Raw genomic sequence first — 15,288 nt, forward strand, 5'->3', positions numbered from 1 at the left:
CCCGCGCGCCGAAAAGGTTCAGAGCTTGTCGCGCTCGCCCGTCGGCGTGGAGACCGGGGCGCTGTCGGGCGCGCGCTGGCCTTCGATATGCTTCGGCGTGCCGGGCGCTTCCTCGTCGTCCGCCATGCCCTTTTTGAAGCTTTTGATACCCTTGGCGACATCGCCCATCATATCGGAAAACCGGCCCTTGCCGAACAGCAGCAGCACGAGGATGCCGACGACCAGCCAATGCCAGATGCTGAAGCTACCCATATCAAATTCTCCTTGCGGCGCTCATCTAAGCTTCTTCGCCGTCTTTTACTAGGTCTAGCTCGCTCATCGCATCGTCAAAAGCGAGATCAACCGGGTCCAGCAAACCTGCTGCGCGCAGATCGTCGATGCCCGGCAGATCCTTGCGGCTGCTAAGTCCGAAATGCTGCAAAAATGCGTCTGTCGTCTTGTAGATGAGCGGCCGCCCCGGCACCTCGCGGCGCCCCGCGGGCGCAATCCATTCGGCCTCCATCAGCACGTCCAGCGTTCCTTTCGAGGTCTGGACGCCGCGGATGGCCTCGATCTCGGCGCGGCTGACCGGCTCGTGATAGGCGACGATCGCCAGCACCTCGGCGGCGGCGCGCGACAGCTTGCGCGGATCGTCGCGCTCGCGGCGGAGCAAATGCGCCAGATCGGCGGGGGTCTGAAAATGCCAATGACCGCCGCGTTCGACCAGTTCGATGCCGCTGCCCGAGTGGCGCGCGGCGATCGCCTCGATGATCGCCCGCACCTGCCCCGGCGTCATTTCATCGCCCAGCCGCGCGGCGAGCTGGCGCGGGTCGAGCGGCGCGTCACTCGCAAACAGCATCGCTTCGATGGCGCGTTCCAGATCGTCAATCATGCGGTAGCTTGTCCCGTCTGTGCGGCTTTTAGATAAAGCGGCTCGAACGCCCCGGCCTGTTTCAGGTCGACGCGCCCCTGCCGCGCCAGTTCGAGCGCGGCGACAAAACTCGATGCAATCGCCGAGCGGCGCAGCGGCCCATCATAGTCGGGCGGCAGGAAGTCGGCGAGTTCAGCCCAGTCGAGCTTGACCCCGATCATCCGTTGCAAATGGTGAAGCGCGGCATCGAGCGTGACCACCGGGCGGCGCGACACCATGTGGACGACGGGTTCGCTCCGCAGCTTGACCTGACCATAGGCGGCCAGAAGATCGTACAGGCTGGCATCCCAGCGCCGCACCCGGACGTCGCGCAGGCCTTCGGGTTTGGTGCGCAGAAACACGTCGCGCCCAATGCGATCGCGCGCGAGCAGCCGCGCCGCCGCCTCGCGCATCGCCGCCAACCGCTGCAGCCGCAGTTGCAGGCGCAGCGCAAGTTCGTCGGGCGACGGCTCCTCGAGCGGATCCTTGGGCAGCAACAGTGCCGATTTGAGATAGGCGAGCCACGCTGCCATCACCAGATAATCGGCGGCGACCTCCAGCTTCAGCTCGCGCGCCTCGGCGATGAACGCGAGATATTGCTCGACGAGCGCGAGGATCGAAATCTGCTTGAGATCGACCTTCTGGCTCCGCGCGAGCGCGAGGAGCAGGTCAAGCGGCCCCTCCCAGCTTTCGAGCGTCAGCTGCAGGGCGTCGTCGCGCTCGGGCGCCGCTGGCGCAATTTCGAATTCGAGCGCCAGCTCGTCCATCGACCGCTCAGGCGACCGCGAGCAGCGCGTCGCGCTGATCGACCAGCGTGGCAAAGGCGCGGTCGTCGCCGACCCCCGCGATACGGTCCATCGCGCCTTCCAGCCGAGCGCGCGATACGGTGCTGATCGGATCGAGCCGGTTCGCAATGCCGATCATGTCGTCCATCTTGCCCCAGCAATTGAGCGCAATGTCGCACCCGGCGGCCACGGCGTCAGCCGCGCGCGAGGGAACGTCGCCCGACAAGGCCTTCATATCCAGATCATCGGACATCAGCAGGCCGTGAAAACCGATACGCTGGCGGATCACGCTGTCGATGACGATCGGCGACAGCGTTGCGGGTCGATCCGGGTCCCAGGCGTCGAAAATCACATGGCAGGTCATCGCCATCGCCGCATCGCGGAGCGCCGCGAACGGCGCGAGATCGGTTTGCAGATCGCGGTCGGGCGCGGTCACGACGGGCAGCGCCTCGTGCGTGTCGAGCAGCGCGCGCCCGTGGCCGGGAATATGCTTGACGACGCCGAGCACGCCGCCGTCCTGCAACCCGCCGAGGATCGCGCGGCCGAGCGCGGCGACGCGCATCGGTTCGCTGCCCAGCGCGCGGTCGCCGATGATGTCGCTGGCACCCGGCTGACGCACGTCGAGCAGCGGCAGGCAATCGACGTTAATGCCGACCTCGGCCAGCATCGCGGCGAGCGCCATCGCATTCAACCGTGCCGCCTCGATCGCGCTCGCCGGGGCGCGATCATAGAGCGCGTCAAAGGTCGCGCCGCTCGGGAATAGCGGCCATTCGGGCGATTTCATCCGCGCGACGCGGCCGCCCTCTTGATCGATCAGGATCGGCACGTTGCTCCGCCCGTCAAGCGCGCGCAATTCGTCGGTCAACCGCCGCAGCTGCTCGCGATTTTCGATATTGCGTCCGAACAGGATATAGCCCGCGGGGTCGCTGTCGCGAAAAAAGGCGCGCTCGTCGTCGGTGAGGGTCAGTCCCGACAGGCCGAAAATGGCGGGTATCATCGTATCTCAAACTCCCTTGGCCGCCGCCCCCTCACGCAGCCGCCACGCCGCGCAACATGCCATAGCGGCGCGATTGTACCAACGGAGTCTGCGGCCAGACGGGCCAAATCAGCGAACGACGACGCAATTTTCGCCCGCGACGCGCAATTTTCCGCACAAATTCGCGGCGTTAGCTGCCGTTCCGGCCGCAACGCGCAGGCGATAGACCGTACCATCGCCAACTTTGGCCGGTGACACCGATTTGTTGAGATCGGCCAGATAGGCAAAGCGCTTCGACAGGTTCGTCCATGCCTTAGCCGCGGCGGCATCGCTGCTGAACGCGCCGAGCTGGATCATCGCCGATCCCGCAGCGGCCGTCGGCAGCGCGGCTTTCGCTGTCGCGGCGGGAGCCTTGGCGGAGGCCGCAGCGACCTTCGGCTCGGACTTGACGGTCGTCGGCGCGGGCTTGGCTTTCGCCATCGCCGCCTTGTCCGCGGCAGCCTTGGCCGCCGATGCCTTTGCGGCTTCGCGCTCCTGCGGCGTGACGGCAGGTTCTTCGGGCATCCGCGTCGGATCGACCTTGCCCGCGGGCTCGGCGCCTTCGCTGGCCGAGAAGCTGGCATCGCCCTCGCCTTCAAAGGTCTTCGCGCCATCATTCTTCGGCGCGACCTTGTAATTGCCGTCCTGCGCCGCGATCAGTTCGCCCTTGCCGCGCGCGCCACCATTCTGGACCCACCACAGGCCGCCGAGCACCGCGCCGATCAACAGCAATCCGCCCAGCACCATCACCAGCAGGCGTGCGGGCGATACTTCGCCATCTTCCTCGACCCCGTCGGCGGCTTCCAGCCACGGCAGCCGGTCTTCGCTTTCCAGCCCCAGCCCCGCTTCGCCCTGCTCGGCGTTCTTGTCCTCGGCCATCAGTTCATCTCCTCGAGCGCCTCTACCCCCATCAGGTGCAGCCCGTTTCGGATAACCTGCCCGATTCCATCGGCCAAATAAAGGCGCGTCGCCGTCAATTCGGGATCATTTGCCAAAATGACACGGGCGTCGGGACGATCGTTACCAAGGTTCCACCAGGCGTGGAATGCCGCCGCAACGTCGCCGAGGTAGAAAGCGATCCGATGCGGCTCACGCGCCAAGGCCGCCGCCTCGACGATCCGCGGGAATTGCGCGAGCAGCTTGACGAGGCCGAGTTCATACTCGTCCAAGCGCGCCGCGTTCGGGGTCGCGGGCGCGACCCCCGCCTCGGCAAGCTTGCGCTTGAGCGACGCGATCCGCGCATGGGCATATTGGACATAAAAGACCGGATTGTCGCGCGACGCATCGACAACCTTGGCGAAATCGAAATCCATCTGCGCGTCGGCTTTGCGCGTCAGCATGGTGAAGCGCACGGCGTCCTTGCCCACCTCATCGACAATGTCGGCGAGCGTGACGAAATTGCCCGCGCGCTTCGACATCTTGAACGGTTCGCCATTTTTAAGCAGGCGGACCATCTGGACCAGCTTGACGTCGAATTTCTTCTTGCCGTCGGTCAACGCCGCCACAGCGGCCTTGATGCGCTTCACCGTCCCGGCATGGTCGGCGCCCCAGATGTCGATCAGCTCGTCGGCCTGCTCGGCTTTCTGGAAATGATAGGCAAGGTCGGCGCCGAAATAGGTCCAGCTGCCGTCCGATTTCTTGATCGGGCGGTCCTGATCGTCGCCGAATTGGGTCGAGCGAAACAGCGGCAGCTCGACCGGTTCCCAATCCTCTGGCGTTTCGCCCTTTGGCGCTTCGAGCACGCCGTCATAGACGAGGTCGTGATCGCGCAGCCATTTTTCGGCGTCGGCGGGCTTGCCCGCGGCTTGCAACTCGGCTTCGGACGAAAACAGGTCGTGGTGGATGCCCAACTTGGCGAGGTCGGCGCGGATCATGTCCATCATCGCGCTCACCGCCTCGGCGCGGAACAGGCCAATCCAAGCGCTTTCGGGCGCCTCGACGAAACGGTCGCCATATTCGGTCGCCAGCTTGCCCGCGACCGGGATCAGATAATCGCCGGGGTAGAGGCCTTCGGGGATCGCGCCAATATTCTCGCCGAGCGCCTCACGGTACCGCATATGCACCGACCGCGCGAGAACATCGACCTGCGCCCCGGCATCATTGACGTAATATTCGCGGGTGACCTGATGTCCGGCAAATTCGAGCAACGCTGCCAGCGCATCGCCGACGACCGCGCCGCGGCAATGGCCGACGTGCATCGGGCCGGTCGGGTTCGCCGACACATATTCGACATTGACGCGGCGCCCCTGCCCCATCGCCGACCGGCCATAGTCGCCCGCTTCGCTGTGGATCAGCGCCAGTTCGTCGCGCCAGCTGCCATCGGCAAGGCGCAGGTTGATGAACCCCGGACCGGCGACGCTCGCTTCGGTCACCTCGTCGAGCGCCGCGAGCTCGGCGACCAGCAGCTCGGCGAGCGCGCGCGGGTTCATGCCCGCGGGCTTGGCGAGCACCATCGCCGCGTTCGTGGCAACATCGCCGTGCGCCGGATCGCGCGGCGGCTCGACGCTGATCGCGGCGCGGTCGAGCCCGGCAGGCAAGGCGCCTTTGGCGGCGAGCGTATCGAGCGCGGCGCCGATATGGTCGGAAAAACGGCTGAACAGGGTCACGGGGTTTGGCCTATCTTCGATCGGAGAAAGTCTGGCGCGCCCTATCGCAGCTTGGCGCACGCGAAAAGCCCTGCGTCACCGGAACGGCGCGCAGGGCAAACGGTTGCGAACAACGCCGAAGCGCCGCCGCGAAACTATCGTCGGACGTTATATTCGAGCTGTTCCTGCGTCAGCTGGAAACCGATGAGCAGTTCAAAGCTGGCACGCTGTACCGCGGCGCGCACCTCGGGCTGGCTCAGCGGATCGATCGCGGCATCCTGGTCGCCTGCCTTGCGGCGGCGCGTGATGCGTTCCTGAATATCGGCGGGGAGCGTCGCGGCAGCGCGGTCGACATAAGCCGACGCCTGCCCGCGGCCCGTGCCGCGGGTCTGTCCCTCGGGAAAAGTCACCACGACATTGCCGAGACGCTTGGCAACGACCGCCGTGCCGCCCTGCAACACGGTGCCGTAATAAGGCAGGGTTACCGAACGCGCCGGACCGGCATCGCGGCGCGTGGCGACGACATCGAAACTGGCAAGTTGATAGACCTTCTCGCTCGCGTCGTTGCATACTGGCGTCACATTGGTGATCGCGGCAACCACGTCGATCGCGCTCGCATCGCGGCTGGTCGCCGGATCGAACAGCGTGATGTCGCCGGTGTGCAGCGGGACAGCGACCGCAGGGCACGCGCTGCGGGTAGCGGTGATGCCGACGCCGCCCGACACGTCGATGTCATTGTCCTTCGCACAGCCCCCGACCGTCGCCATGGCCGCCGTGCCACACAGCACGGTCAGAAGTTTACGCGACGGGAACGAAATGGAGATCATGATAATCGGGCTTTCCAAACAGGCGCACTAACCAGTTCAAGTCAGTCGGGATGGTTGATCCCGCTTCATGCGCGCCGCTTCTTATCGGTGCGATGAACGCGGCGCAACGGTGTGAAGCCGCTTTACGCTATATGGCCTGCTGCGCTAGAGCGCCTCCACCATGAACGCTCCCCATCCGACCCCGCGCCCGAACTGCGACGAAACCGCAGAACTCAGGGTTTTGATCGCCGCGCCGCGCGGCTTTTGCGCCGGCGTCGATCGCGCCATCCGCATCGTCGAACTCGCGCTCGAGCGTTTTGGCGCACCGGTCTATGTCCGGCACGAAATCGTTCACAACCGCTACGTCGTCGACACGCTGAAGGCGCAAGGCGCAATTTTTGTCGAATCGCTCGATCAGGTTCCCGATGGTGTACCCGTCGTTTTCAGCGCCCATGGCGTACCCAAAGCGGTCCCCGCGAAGGCGGAAATGCGTGGGCTCGATTATATCGATGCGACCTGCCCGCTGGTGTCGAAGGTCCATAGGCAGGCCGAGCGCGCACACGAAGCGGGCCGCCACATCGTCTTTGTCGGCCACGCCGGTCATCCCGAGGTCATCGGCACGCTGGGCCAATTGCCCGATGGCGCGATGACATTGGTCGAATCGGTCGATGATGTCGCCGCGCTGACACCGCCCGACCCCGATAGGCTGGCATTTTTGACCCAGACCACACTGTCAGTGGACGACACCCGCGACATCATCGCCGCCTTGCAGCACCGTTTCCCGTCGATTTCAGGGCCGCGCGGCGAGGATATTTGCTACGCGACGTCGAACCGGCAGGACGCGGTCAAGGCCATTGCCGGTGATTGCGACCGGATGATCGTGATCGGCGCGCCGAACAGCTCGAACAGCCTGCGCCTCGTTGAAGTTGCGCAACGGATGGGAACCCCCGCGCATTTAGTGCAACGCGGCACCGACGTCGATCCCGACTGGCTTACCAATATCTCGACGCTGGGCGTCACCGCGGGCGCCAGCGCGCCCGAGACCCTCGTCCGCGAAGTCATCGACGCCGTCGCGGCGCACCGACGAATCGTGGAAGATGTGGTCGTCACCGCAGAAGAAACTATGGTGTTCAAACTGCCGCGCGGTCTCGAACCGGCTTCCGCCTGATGGCGGTCTATACCCACGTCGACCCTGACGACCTAGCCGCGCTCGTCGCACGCTACGACATCGGCAGCGTCCTGTCGTGCAAAGGCATTGCCGAGGGGGTCGAAAACAGCAATTTCCTGCTCGAAACGACCGCGGGCCGGTTCATCCTGACGCTTTACGAAAAGCGCGTCAGCGCGGGCGACCTGCCGTTCTTTGTCGACCTGCTCGACCATCTAGCAACCAGCGGCTCGCCAGTGCCGGCAATGATCCGCGATCGCAGCGGCGTCGCCGTCCAGCAGATTTCGGGCCGTTCCGCATGCATTATCCAGTTTTTGTCGGGCATATCGCTTACTCATCCCAGCGCGGCGCAGTGCGAGGCGGCGGGCGCCGCACTCGGCGCGATGCACCGCGCGCTCGCTGGATATGACGGCGCTCGCGACAACAGCATGGGCCACCGACATTGGCGCGGTGTCGCCGACGCGACCGGAAACCTCGACGCGGTACGCCCGGGCTTGCAGGCGATCGTCGATGCGGAACTCGCCTTCGTGGATGCGCATTGGCCCGCCGACCTGCCTGCCCATGTCATTCACGCCGACCTGTTTCCCGACAATGTCCTGATGCTCGACGACCGGGTGTCGGGGCTGATCGACTTCTATTTCGCCGCCACCGACTTTCGCGCCTATGATTTGGTGATCACCCATGCAGCATGGACCTTTTCCGCCGATGGCAGGACGTGCGATGCCGCGCTCGCGGGGGCGCTGATGCGCGGCTACGCGCGCGAAATTACTTTGACCGACGCCGAGCGTGCCGCATTGCCGAAGCTGGCGCGCGGCGCCGCGCTGCGGTTCCTGCTGACGCGCGCGCACGACTGGGTGCATACGCCAGAGGACGCGCTGGTTACCCGCAAGGATCCCTCACCCTTCCTCGCCCGCCTGCTGCGCTATCGCGCCGCCGATGCTGCCAGCCTGTTTGCCGCCGCATGAGCGACGAACGGACAAAGACGGTGATCGTCGCCACCGATGGTGCATGCAAGGGCAATCCCGGTCCGGGCGGCTGGGGCGCGGTTTTGCGCTGGGGCGATGTGGTCAAAAAGCTATCGGGCGGCGAGCCCGATACCACGAACAATCGCATGGAGTTGCTTGCGGCGATCGAGGCGCTGGCGGCGCTCAAACGACGCTGCAAAGTCGAACTGTCGACCGACAGCGTCTATGTGCGCGACGGCATCACTAAATGGATCTATGGCTGGCAGAAAAACGGCTGGAAAACCGCTGCCAAAAAGCCCGTGGCCAATGCCGACCTATGGCAGCGCTTGCTGGCCGAAGCCAAGCGGCACGACATCGAATGGCTGTGGGTCAAGGGCCACGCCGGGCATGGCGACAATGAAATCGCTGATCAGCTCGCCAGCGACGCGGCACTCGAGGTAGCGCGGGCGCGCTGAACGCCCGCGCCGTCGCTCTATTCGGCTTCGCGTATCTCCGCGCCCGGTCCGTTTTTCTTGATCGATTCGATGGCGTTGAGCGCCGACGCCTTGCTGGAATAGCCTTCGGTCCAGAAAATCGTTTCGCTGTTATATTTGAAATAGGCGACATGCTCGCCCGCCTTGTTCTTCTTGATCTCGAAATAATGGGCCATCGGATCCTCCGCAGGTCGTTGGCGCGCCACGGTGACGCGACAAGCCTATGGTAAGCAGACGGAGGCGGCGCGCAAGCCGCCAGATTGATATCAGGCGAAGCGCGATGGCGCGAAAGGCAACGGATCGACGTCCCCGATCATGCCTGCCGGTGGCGGCGCCCCGAGCTCGGCCGCCAGCAGCGCCGCAACCGCGGGCGAGGTCTGGATCCCGACGCCGCCCTGCCCCGCGCACCAGATAAAACCGGGCTGGTGCGGATCGGCGCCGAACACCGGAACACGGTCGGGCGCAAAGCTGCGCAGCCCCGCCCATTTGCGTTCGACGGCAGCAACCGGCCAATCGACGACGGCCTGCAAGCGATCGATCGCGATCGCCACATCGAAGTCTTCGGGCGCCGCATCATGCGGCTCGACCGGCGTTTCATCATGCGGGCTGAGCCACACCCGCCCTTCGCTCTCGCCCTTGAAATAGAAATCGCCGCCGACGTGAACGATCAGCGGCAGTTCGGCAGGCACAGCCACCCCAAACCGCAGCTGGACAACGGTGCGGCGATAGGGACGGATGCCGACCGGCGCGACCCCGCACGCCGCCGCAACGCGGTCCGCCCAAGCTCCCGCGGCATTGACGATCAGCGCCGCATGGATGGTCTCCCCCCTCACCCGGACTTCCCAGCCGTCGGCGGTCCGCCGTGCCGATTCCAGCGGTGCTCGGATCGCGAGAAGCGCTCCATCTCGCTTGGCCGCCCGCAGATAGGCGGCGTGAAGCGCGCCAACGTCGATATCGCTGCACGCCGCCTCATAGGCCGCTTCGCTCCAATCGGCGCGAACGCCGGGGATGTGCCGGGCTATGTCTGTGGGGCCTATCCGCACGACATCGACGCCCCTGGCCTCAAATTTGGCCGCAAAGGCATCGACGGCCGTCGCTTCGGACCGACGGCCGATGGTCAGCGCCGAGCGCGGCGAAAGAAAGGCGCGTTCGGAAAAGTCGGGCGCCGGGTGCGCTAGCGTATCGAAGGACGCGATGGACAGCGGCTGAACGTGCGCCCCGCCATAGGTTTCGTGCCAGAAAGCCGCCGATCGGCCAGTGGCGTGGTAACCCGGCGTATCTTCCGCCTCGATCAGCATCACCCGGCGCCACGGCGCGAGCGCCGCGGCCAGACTGGCACCCGCGATGCCCGCGCCGACGATCAGCACGTCGATGGCAGAAGGCAGCGCGGCGGTCATGCCCCGCCGCATATCCATTGGCCCACGGAATGCAAGCCGCGCCGTCGGCAGTGCATGGTTACCGTTTGGTAAGCCATATTGCGTAGGAGGCCGCCGATGGACAGCGGCACTATCTCCCTTGGCCTGATGGCCATATTAGGCCTTTTGATGATCGCTGCGGCGATCAGCGACCTGCGATCGCGGACAATTTCCAACGAGCTCAACGCGGCAATCGCCCTGCTCGCGATCCCTTTCTGGATTGCCAGCGGCCTCGCGCTGTGGCCCGACATGCCCGTTCAGTTCGGTGCGGCCTTTGCGGTCTTCCTGGTTTTTGCCGGACTCTTTGCGATCGGCGCGATGGGCGGCGGCGATGTGAAGATGATCGGCGCGGTGATGCTGTGGATCCCGCTGCCGCTGTTCCTGCCGATGCTCACGGTCATGGCCGTGGGCGGCGGCATCCTGTCCGCCGTCATGTTGATTCATATGAAAATTCGTCGGTCCGAAACGCCGGTCGAGGTGCCCTATGGGGTCGCGATCGCCGCCGCCGGGCTTTGGGCGCTTCACCAACAATATCTTAACCAGTTTCAGGCTATCGGTTGAGCCTGAGGGCAAACACCGCCGTGTCTGGCTGGTGTTAGGAGGCGAAAAATCGTCATGGATACGCGAAAGATTATGCTGATCGTTGGCGCGCTGGTCATTGCGATCGGCGCGGCATTCGGGGTCAACCAGATGATGCGCGGGGCTTCGGCTCCGGAAGCTCGGGCCGCTGCGGCGCCGGAGATTACCGGTCCGATGATCCTGGTCGCAACACGGCAGCTGCCGGTCGGCACGATCATCGGCCCCGACAGCTTTCGTTTCCAGCCCTGGCCGAAAGAGCTGGTCGAAAAGGCGTATTTCATGAAGGAAAAGACCGACGTGAACACGTTGGTCGGCACCGTCGTGCGCTATCCGATCACCGCGGGCCAGCCCTTGACCCAAGGCGCGCTGGTCCATCCTGACGATCGCGGCTTCCTTGCTGCGGCGCTCGGCCCCGGCATGCGCGCCGTGACGGTCAAGGTCAGCCAGGAACAGGGCGTCGCCGGTTTCGTCTTCCCGGGTGACCGCGTCGACGTGCTGCTAGCACAGACGATCGAGGTCAAGGAAGGCAGTGCCTATCCTGACGATCAGATTTTCACCGCCGAAACGATCGTGCGTAATGTCTGCGTGCTTGCGACCGACCAGCGCTACGATGCCGAAGACGAAACGGGCAAGACGCCGGTTCGCACCTTTGGCTCGGTTACGCTGGAAGCCACTCCGGAACTCGCCGAACGCATCGCGGTTGCGCAGAGCATGGGCAAATTGTCGCTCGCGCTGCGTCCGCTGGCCGAAAGCAGCGGCGAACTCGAAGCCGCGATCGCCTCGGGCGACATCAGCGTCCCAGCAAAGGGCGGCAGCGAAGCAGAACGCCGCATGCTGGCGCAGGCCCAGGCCCGCCCGGTTACCGCGAAAACCGCGACAACCGGCGGCGATGTATCGCGCTTCTGGATCCCGGTCAGCGGCCGTGTCGGCGGCGGCGGATCGCGTCCGCAGCAGCAGGCAGCCGGAATGCCGGCACCTTCAGGCGGCAATTATGGGCCGGCGGCGCGCAGTGGACCGGTGGTTCGCGTGACGCGCGGTGACAAAGTGACCGAAGTTTCGGTTGGGGGTAAGTAAGATGAACAGCAAACCCAATTTCAAGGCAGCGGCCATGGCTCGCACCCTGGCCATTGGCCTGGTCACAGCGACGCTGGTTTCCGCGCCGGTACAGCCGGTGGCGGCTCAGGCAACCCAGAACGCCAGCAGCAGCATCGACCTGTCGGTGGGCCGTGGCCGCCTGATCAGCCTTCCGGCTGCCATGACCGACATCTTCGTCGCCAATGACGAAGTCGCCGACGTCCAGGTCCGTTCGGGGCGCCAGCTTTACATCTTTGGCAAAAAGCCGGGTGAAACCAGCATTTATGCCACCGATGCCAACGGCCGCGTTGTGTTCTCGACCGTCGCCCGCGTCGGCAACAATATCGAAACGATCGATCAGATGCTGTCGCTGGCAATGCCCGACGCGAGCATCTCGGCGAATACGATGAACGGCTTTGTGCTGCTAACCGGCACCGTCCAGTCGCCCGACGACGCGGCCGAAGCCGAAATGCTGGTTCAGGCATTTGTCGGCGAGGGTACGAAAGTGTTGTCGCGTCTGCGCACGGCAACGCCGCTGCAGGTCAATCTGCAGGTCCGCATCGCCGAAGTGAACCGCACTTTGGTCAAGGAAATGAGCGGAAATCTGCTGACCCGCGACACCGACGGTGCGCTGGGCAACGGTTTCCTTGGCGGGATCTTTGGCGGTCGCAGCCCTGGCACGATCACCGACATTCCGGCGCCCACCGCTGTCTTTCCGGGCAGCCCGGTTCCTCGCCCCTATGACCCGGCCACTGGCCTGCCGCTCACCAACGGTCGGACGACGCTGGGCACCAACTATCAATTTACCCAGCCGTCGGGTCGACGCAGCCTGGCCGGCGCCGGTCGCCTGTTCGGCCTCGACCTGATGGCGTCGCTCGACATCGGTGAACGATCGGGGCTGGTCGCCACCTTGGCGCAGCCCAATCTGACCGCGATCTCGGGCGAAACCGCCGACTTCCTGGCGGGCGGCGAATTCCCGGTTCCGATCCCCGGCAACCTTGCCGGGACGACGATCGAATATCGCAAATATGGCGTGAGCCTGGCCTATACGCCGACGGTGCTGTCGAACGGTCGTATCAGCCTGCGCGTTCGCCCCGAAGTATCCGAGCTTTCGACCGAAGGCGCCATCGAGCTCGACGGTTTCCAGGTTCCGGCCCTGACGGTTCGCCGGGCCGAAACGACGGTCGAACTGGGGTCGGGTGAAAGCTTCATGATCGCCGGCCTGATGAACAACCGGTCGATCGGCGCCATCGACAAGATGCCCGGTCTTGGCGACGTGCCGCTGCTCGGCATGTTGTTCAAATCGGACAGTTTCCGGCGTGGCGAGACCGAACTGGTTATCGTCGTGACGCCCTATCTGGTCCAGCCGGTGTCGGCGAACGACATCAAGCTGCCGACCGACGCCTATCAGGACGCGAACGATCTGCAGCGGATCCTGCTCAATCAGACCGGTGACGGCGTGACGGGCGGCGATCGTCCGAAGCCGCGACTCGACACGAGCGTCGGCGACGCGGATCGCCCGCGCGGGAGCAGCGCCGACGCCGCCCCCGGCTTCAGCATCAAGTGATGTCCAGGATTTCAGGAGCAAAGTGATGAAAAAAATTGCAACTTGGACGGTCCTGGCACTGAGCGCATCGCTCGCGGGATGCACCGGTACCGCCTACAGCAACCGCAGCCTTGATTCGGTGCATCAGCCGGTCGTGCGCAACGCCATCCATCAGTTTGACGTCGCCGCTTCCAGCGGAGAGCTGGCACCCAGCGAGCAGAGCCGACTGCAAGGTTGGTTCGACGCGATGGGCGTGCGTTACGGCGACCGCATCTCGATCGAGGACCCGTCGGTCTATGGCGCGACATCGGCGCAAGCGACTGTGCGGTCGATGGTCGCGCGTCGCGGCCTGCTGGTGAGCGACGTTGTTCCGGTAACCACGGGTGCAGTGCCGCAGGGCCATTTGCGCGTGATCATCACCCGCGCGTCGGCCTTCGTCCCCGGCTGCCCGGATTGGTCCAGCAAGTCGTCGATCAACACCGCCAATGCGACGTCGGCCAACTATGGCTGCGCGACGAACAGCAACCTCGCGGCGATGGTCGCCGACCCCAATGATTTGATCAAGGGCGCGCGCAGCGACGGCAACGATCCGTCAATGGCGACGCGCGCGATCAAGACCTTCCGTGAGAAGCCGCCAACAGGGGCCGGCGAACTGCGCGGTGAAAAGACCAACGAAGGAGGTGGCCAGTGAACGCGCCGTTCAAATCCGCGGGCTTGCGTGACCCGTTCAGCGCCTTCGTGTGCGACGACGATACGCTTGAGCTGATCCGCGCCGCCGCCAACGACATGGGCTGGCCGATCGAGAAATGTAACAAGGGCGGTCTGCGCAACGCGGTCCAGTCGCTGTCGGTGTCCGCCAGCCCGAACATCCTGTTCGTCGACATGTCGGAATCGGGTGACCCTATCAACGACATCAACGCGCTGGCCGAGGTCTGCGAACCCGGCACCGTTGTGATTGCGGCGGGGCAGGTCAACGACGTCCGGCTCTACCGCGACCTGTTGTCGAGCGGTATCCAGGATTATCTGCTCAAACCGTTGTCGCTGGAACAGGTTCGCGAATCGCTGACCATGGCGCAGGCGATGCTAACCGCGCCGAAACATGCCGATATGCAGGACGACAAACCGCATCACATGATGGCGGTGGTCGGGGTGCGTGGCGGCGTCGGCGCTTCGCTTGTCTCGACCTCGCTCGCTTGGGCGATGAGCGAACAGGCGAGCCGCCAAACGGCGCTGCTCGACCTCGACGTCCATTTCGGTACCGGCGCGTTGACGCTCGACCTGGAACCGGGTCGCGGCCTGATCGACGCAATCGACAATCCGAGCCGCATCGACGGCCTGTTCATCGAACGCGCGATGGTGCGGGCGTCGGACAAGCTCAGCCTGCTGTCGGCCGAGGCGCCGATCCATCAGCCGGTAATGACCGACGGATCTGCCTTTTTCCAGTTGGAAGAAGAATTGCGCGGTGCGTTCGAAATGACGATCGTCGACATTCCGCGCCAGGTGCTGATCCCCTTCCCCCATCTGGTGGCGGAGGCCGGAACGATCCTGCTGGTGACCGACGTCACGCTGGCCGCCGCGCGCGATACCATTCGCATGCTGTCCTGGTTCAAACAGAATGTGCCCGGCGCCCGCGTCGTGCTGGTCGCCAACAAGTTCCAAAGCGCCGTCGGTGAACTGTCGCGCAAGGAATTTGAATCCTCGATCGAACGCCAGATCGACGTGGTGATCCCGTTCGACCCGAAACTGGTCTGCCAGTCGGCGAAGCTTGGCAAATCCTATGCCGAAGTTTGCAAGGGCACCAAAGCCGCGCAGGTGTGGAGTAATCTGATGCGCCTGATCCTCGACGGCGCCGATGTCGAGGCCGAAGAGGCGCAGGCCGCAACGGCCAAGGGCAAGTCGGGCGGTTCGTTGCTCGGCAAGCTCGGGTTGATGACGAAAAAGGGCGCGAAGCAGGCGGCATGACGGTCCGCCAGAGGGACCTTCACCACCAA

General features: G+C 64.7%; 17 protein-coding genes. 8 read left to right on the forward strand and 9 right to left on the reverse strand.

Annotated features, from left to right (window positions below; genetic code table 11):
* Positions 1-18: 18 nt before the first annotated feature.
* From SPYCW_RS09380 to SPYCW_RS09410, 7 genes are all read right to left on the reverse strand, one after another.
* A complete protein-coding gene (locus SPYCW_RS09380) occupies positions 19-252 on the reverse strand; it encodes a twin-arginine translocase TatA/TatE family subunit (protein WP_120216567.1) in 234 nt (77 codons plus the stop codon).
* A 25-nt stretch (positions 253-277) separates the two neighbouring features.
* Positions 278-871, reverse strand: a complete 594-nt coding sequence (gene scpB / locus SPYCW_RS09385) for an SMC-Scp complex subunit ScpB (RefSeq protein WP_120216568.1) — start codon at positions 869-871, stop codon at positions 278-280.
* Entirely contained in the window at positions 868-1,656 is a 789-nt protein-coding gene (locus tag SPYCW_RS09390; RefSeq protein ID WP_120216569.1) for a segregation and condensation protein A, read from the reverse strand. The genes scpB and SPYCW_RS09390 overlap by 4 nt, the downstream gene beginning before the upstream one ends.
* 7 nt (positions 1,657-1,663) lie before the next feature.
* Complete coding sequence (gene nagZ, locus SPYCW_RS09395) at positions 1,664-2,671, reverse strand: beta-N-acetylhexosaminidase (protein ID WP_120216570.1); 1,008 nt, start codon at positions 2,669-2,671, stop codon at positions 1,664-1,666.
* A gap of 108 nt (positions 2,672-2,779) precedes the next feature.
* Complete coding sequence (locus SPYCW_RS09400; RefSeq protein ID WP_120216571.1) at positions 2,780-3,568, reverse strand: SPOR domain-containing protein; 789 nt, start codon at positions 3,566-3,568, stop codon at positions 2,780-2,782.
* Positions 3,568-5,295, reverse strand: a complete 1,728-nt coding sequence (gene argS, locus SPYCW_RS09405; RefSeq protein ID WP_120216572.1) for an arginine--tRNA ligase — start codon at positions 5,293-5,295, stop codon at positions 3,568-3,570. Before argS ends, SPYCW_RS09400 begins: the two co-directional genes overlap by 1 nt.
* Before the next feature lie 134 nt (positions 5,296-5,429).
* A complete protein-coding gene (locus SPYCW_RS09410) occupies positions 5,430-6,101 on the reverse strand; it encodes a hypothetical protein (RefSeq protein WP_120216573.1) in 672 nt (223 codons plus the stop codon).
* Between the two features lie 160 nt (positions 6,102-6,261).
* Here SPYCW_RS09410 and ispH point away from each other — a divergent pair, with 160 nt between their 5' ends.
* The 3 genes from ispH to rnhA are packed head-to-tail and all read left to right on the forward strand — an operon-like array spanning position 6,262 to position 8,665.
* On the forward strand, positions 6,262-7,248 hold the full coding sequence (ispH, locus tag SPYCW_RS09415; protein ID WP_120216574.1) for a 4-hydroxy-3-methylbut-2-enyl diphosphate reductase: 987 nt from the start codon (positions 6,262-6,264) through the stop codon (positions 7,246-7,248).
* Entirely contained in the window at positions 7,248-8,210 is a 963-nt protein-coding gene (gene thrB, locus SPYCW_RS09420; protein ID WP_120216575.1) for a homoserine kinase, read from the forward strand. The genes ispH and thrB overlap by 1 nt, the downstream gene beginning before the upstream one ends.
* Positions 8,207-8,665: a ribonuclease HI gene (gene rnhA, locus SPYCW_RS09425; protein WP_120216576.1), complete on the forward strand. Its 459-nt coding sequence runs from the start codon at positions 8,207-8,209 to the stop codon at positions 8,663-8,665. The genes thrB and rnhA overlap by 4 nt, the downstream gene beginning before the upstream one ends.
* Before the next feature lie 17 nt (positions 8,666-8,682).
* On the opposite strand, the gene SPYCW_RS09430 is transcribed toward rnhA, so the two are convergent.
* Both SPYCW_RS09430 and SPYCW_RS09435 read right to left on the reverse strand, forming a co-directional pair.
* Positions 8,683-8,859: a YegP family protein gene (locus SPYCW_RS09430; protein WP_120216577.1), complete on the reverse strand. Its 177-nt coding sequence runs from the start codon at positions 8,857-8,859 to the stop codon at positions 8,683-8,685.
* 90 nt (positions 8,860-8,949) lie between these two features.
* Positions 8,950-10,080 carry an NAD(P)/FAD-dependent oxidoreductase gene (locus SPYCW_RS09435; protein ID WP_120218219.1) on the reverse strand — a complete coding sequence of 377 codons (1,131 nt, stop codon included), beginning with the start codon at positions 10,078-10,080 and terminating at the stop codon, positions 8,950-8,952.
* A gap of 96 nt (positions 10,081-10,176) precedes the next feature.
* On the opposite strand from SPYCW_RS09435, the gene SPYCW_RS09440 reads away from it, so the two are divergent.
* Genes SPYCW_RS09440 through SPYCW_RS09460 form a run of 5 tightly spaced genes read left to right on the forward strand, consistent with a single transcriptional unit; the run spans position 10,177 to position 15,259 of the window.
* Entirely contained in the window at positions 10,177-10,659 is a 483-nt protein-coding gene (locus SPYCW_RS09440) for an A24 family peptidase (RefSeq protein ID WP_120216578.1), read from the forward strand.
* Positions 10,660-10,713: 54 nt separating this feature from the next.
* Positions 10,714-11,751, forward strand: a complete 1,038-nt coding sequence (gene cpaB / locus SPYCW_RS09445; protein WP_120216579.1) for a Flp pilus assembly protein CpaB — start codon at positions 10,714-10,716, stop codon at positions 11,749-11,751.
* A gap of 34 nt (positions 11,752-11,785) precedes the next feature.
* Complete coding sequence (locus SPYCW_RS09450; protein ID WP_443029429.1) at positions 11,786-13,318, forward strand: type II and III secretion system protein family protein; 1,533 nt, start codon at positions 11,786-11,788, stop codon at positions 13,316-13,318.
* A gap of 25 nt (positions 13,319-13,343) precedes the next feature.
* The gene (locus tag SPYCW_RS09455; RefSeq protein ID WP_120216581.1) at positions 13,344-13,988 is read left to right on the forward strand and encodes a CpaD family pilus assembly protein; all 645 of its coding nucleotides are present in this window, start codon (positions 13,344-13,346) and stop codon (positions 13,986-13,988) included.
* Positions 13,985-15,259 carry a pilus assembly protein CpaE gene (locus tag SPYCW_RS09460; protein WP_120216582.1) on the forward strand — a complete coding sequence of 425 codons (1,275 nt, stop codon included), beginning with the start codon at positions 13,985-13,987 and terminating at the stop codon, positions 15,257-15,259. The genes SPYCW_RS09455 and SPYCW_RS09460 overlap by 4 nt, the downstream gene beginning before the upstream one ends.
* Positions 15,260-15,288 lie beyond the last annotated feature (29 nt).

It is taken from the genome of Sphingopyxis sp. EG6 (assembly GCF_003609815.1).
Taxonomy (GTDB): Bacteria; Pseudomonadota; Alphaproteobacteria; order Sphingomonadales; family Sphingomonadaceae; genus Sphingopyxis.

Coding starts and splice junctions, on each gene's coding strand:
- SPYCW_RS09380 (WP_120216567.1), bottom strand. CDS start 252: ATGGGTAGCTTCAGCATCTGGCATTGGCTGGTCGTCGGCATCCTCGTG.
- scpB (WP_120216568.1), bottom strand. CDS start 871: ATGATTGACGATCTGGAACGCGCCATCGAAGCGATGCTGTTTGCGAGT.
- SPYCW_RS09390 (WP_120216569.1), bottom strand. CDS start 1,656: ATGGACGAGCTGGCGCTCGAATTCGAAATTGCGCCAGCGGCGCCCGAG.
- nagZ (WP_120216570.1), bottom strand. CDS start 2,671: ATGATACCCGCCATTTTCGGCCTGTCGGGACTGACCCTCACCGACGAC.
- SPYCW_RS09400 (WP_120216571.1), bottom strand. CDS start 3,568: ATGGCCGAGGACAAGAACGCCGAGCAGGGCGAAGCGGGGCTGGGGCTG.
- SPYCW_RS09410 (WP_120216573.1), bottom strand. CDS start 6,101: ATGATCTCCATTTCGTTCCCGTCGCGTAAACTTCTGACCGTGCTGTGT.
- ispH (WP_120216574.1), top strand. CDS start 6,262: ATGAACGCTCCCCATCCGACCCCGCGCCCGAACTGCGACGAAACCGCA.
- thrB (WP_120216575.1), top strand. CDS start 7,248: ATGGCGGTCTATACCCACGTCGACCCTGACGACCTAGCCGCGCTCGTC.
- rnhA (WP_120216576.1), top strand. CDS start 8,207: ATGAGCGACGAACGGACAAAGACGGTGATCGTCGCCACCGATGGTGCA.
- SPYCW_RS09430 (WP_120216577.1), bottom strand. CDS start 8,859: ATGGCCCATTATTTCGAGATCAAGAAGAACAAGGCGGGCGAGCATGTC.
- SPYCW_RS09435 (WP_120218219.1), bottom strand. CDS start 10,080: ATGACCGCCGCGCTGCCTTCTGCCATCGACGTGCTGATCGTCGGCGCG.
- SPYCW_RS09440 (WP_120216578.1), top strand. CDS start 10,177: ATGGACAGCGGCACTATCTCCCTTGGCCTGATGGCCATATTAGGCCTT.
- cpaB (WP_120216579.1), top strand. CDS start 10,714: ATGGATACGCGAAAGATTATGCTGATCGTTGGCGCGCTGGTCATTGCG.
- SPYCW_RS09450 (WP_443029429.1), top strand. CDS start 11,786: ATGGCTCGCACCCTGGCCATTGGCCTGGTCACAGCGACGCTGGTTTCC.
- SPYCW_RS09455 (WP_120216581.1), top strand. CDS start 13,344: ATGAAAAAAATTGCAACTTGGACGGTCCTGGCACTGAGCGCATCGCTC.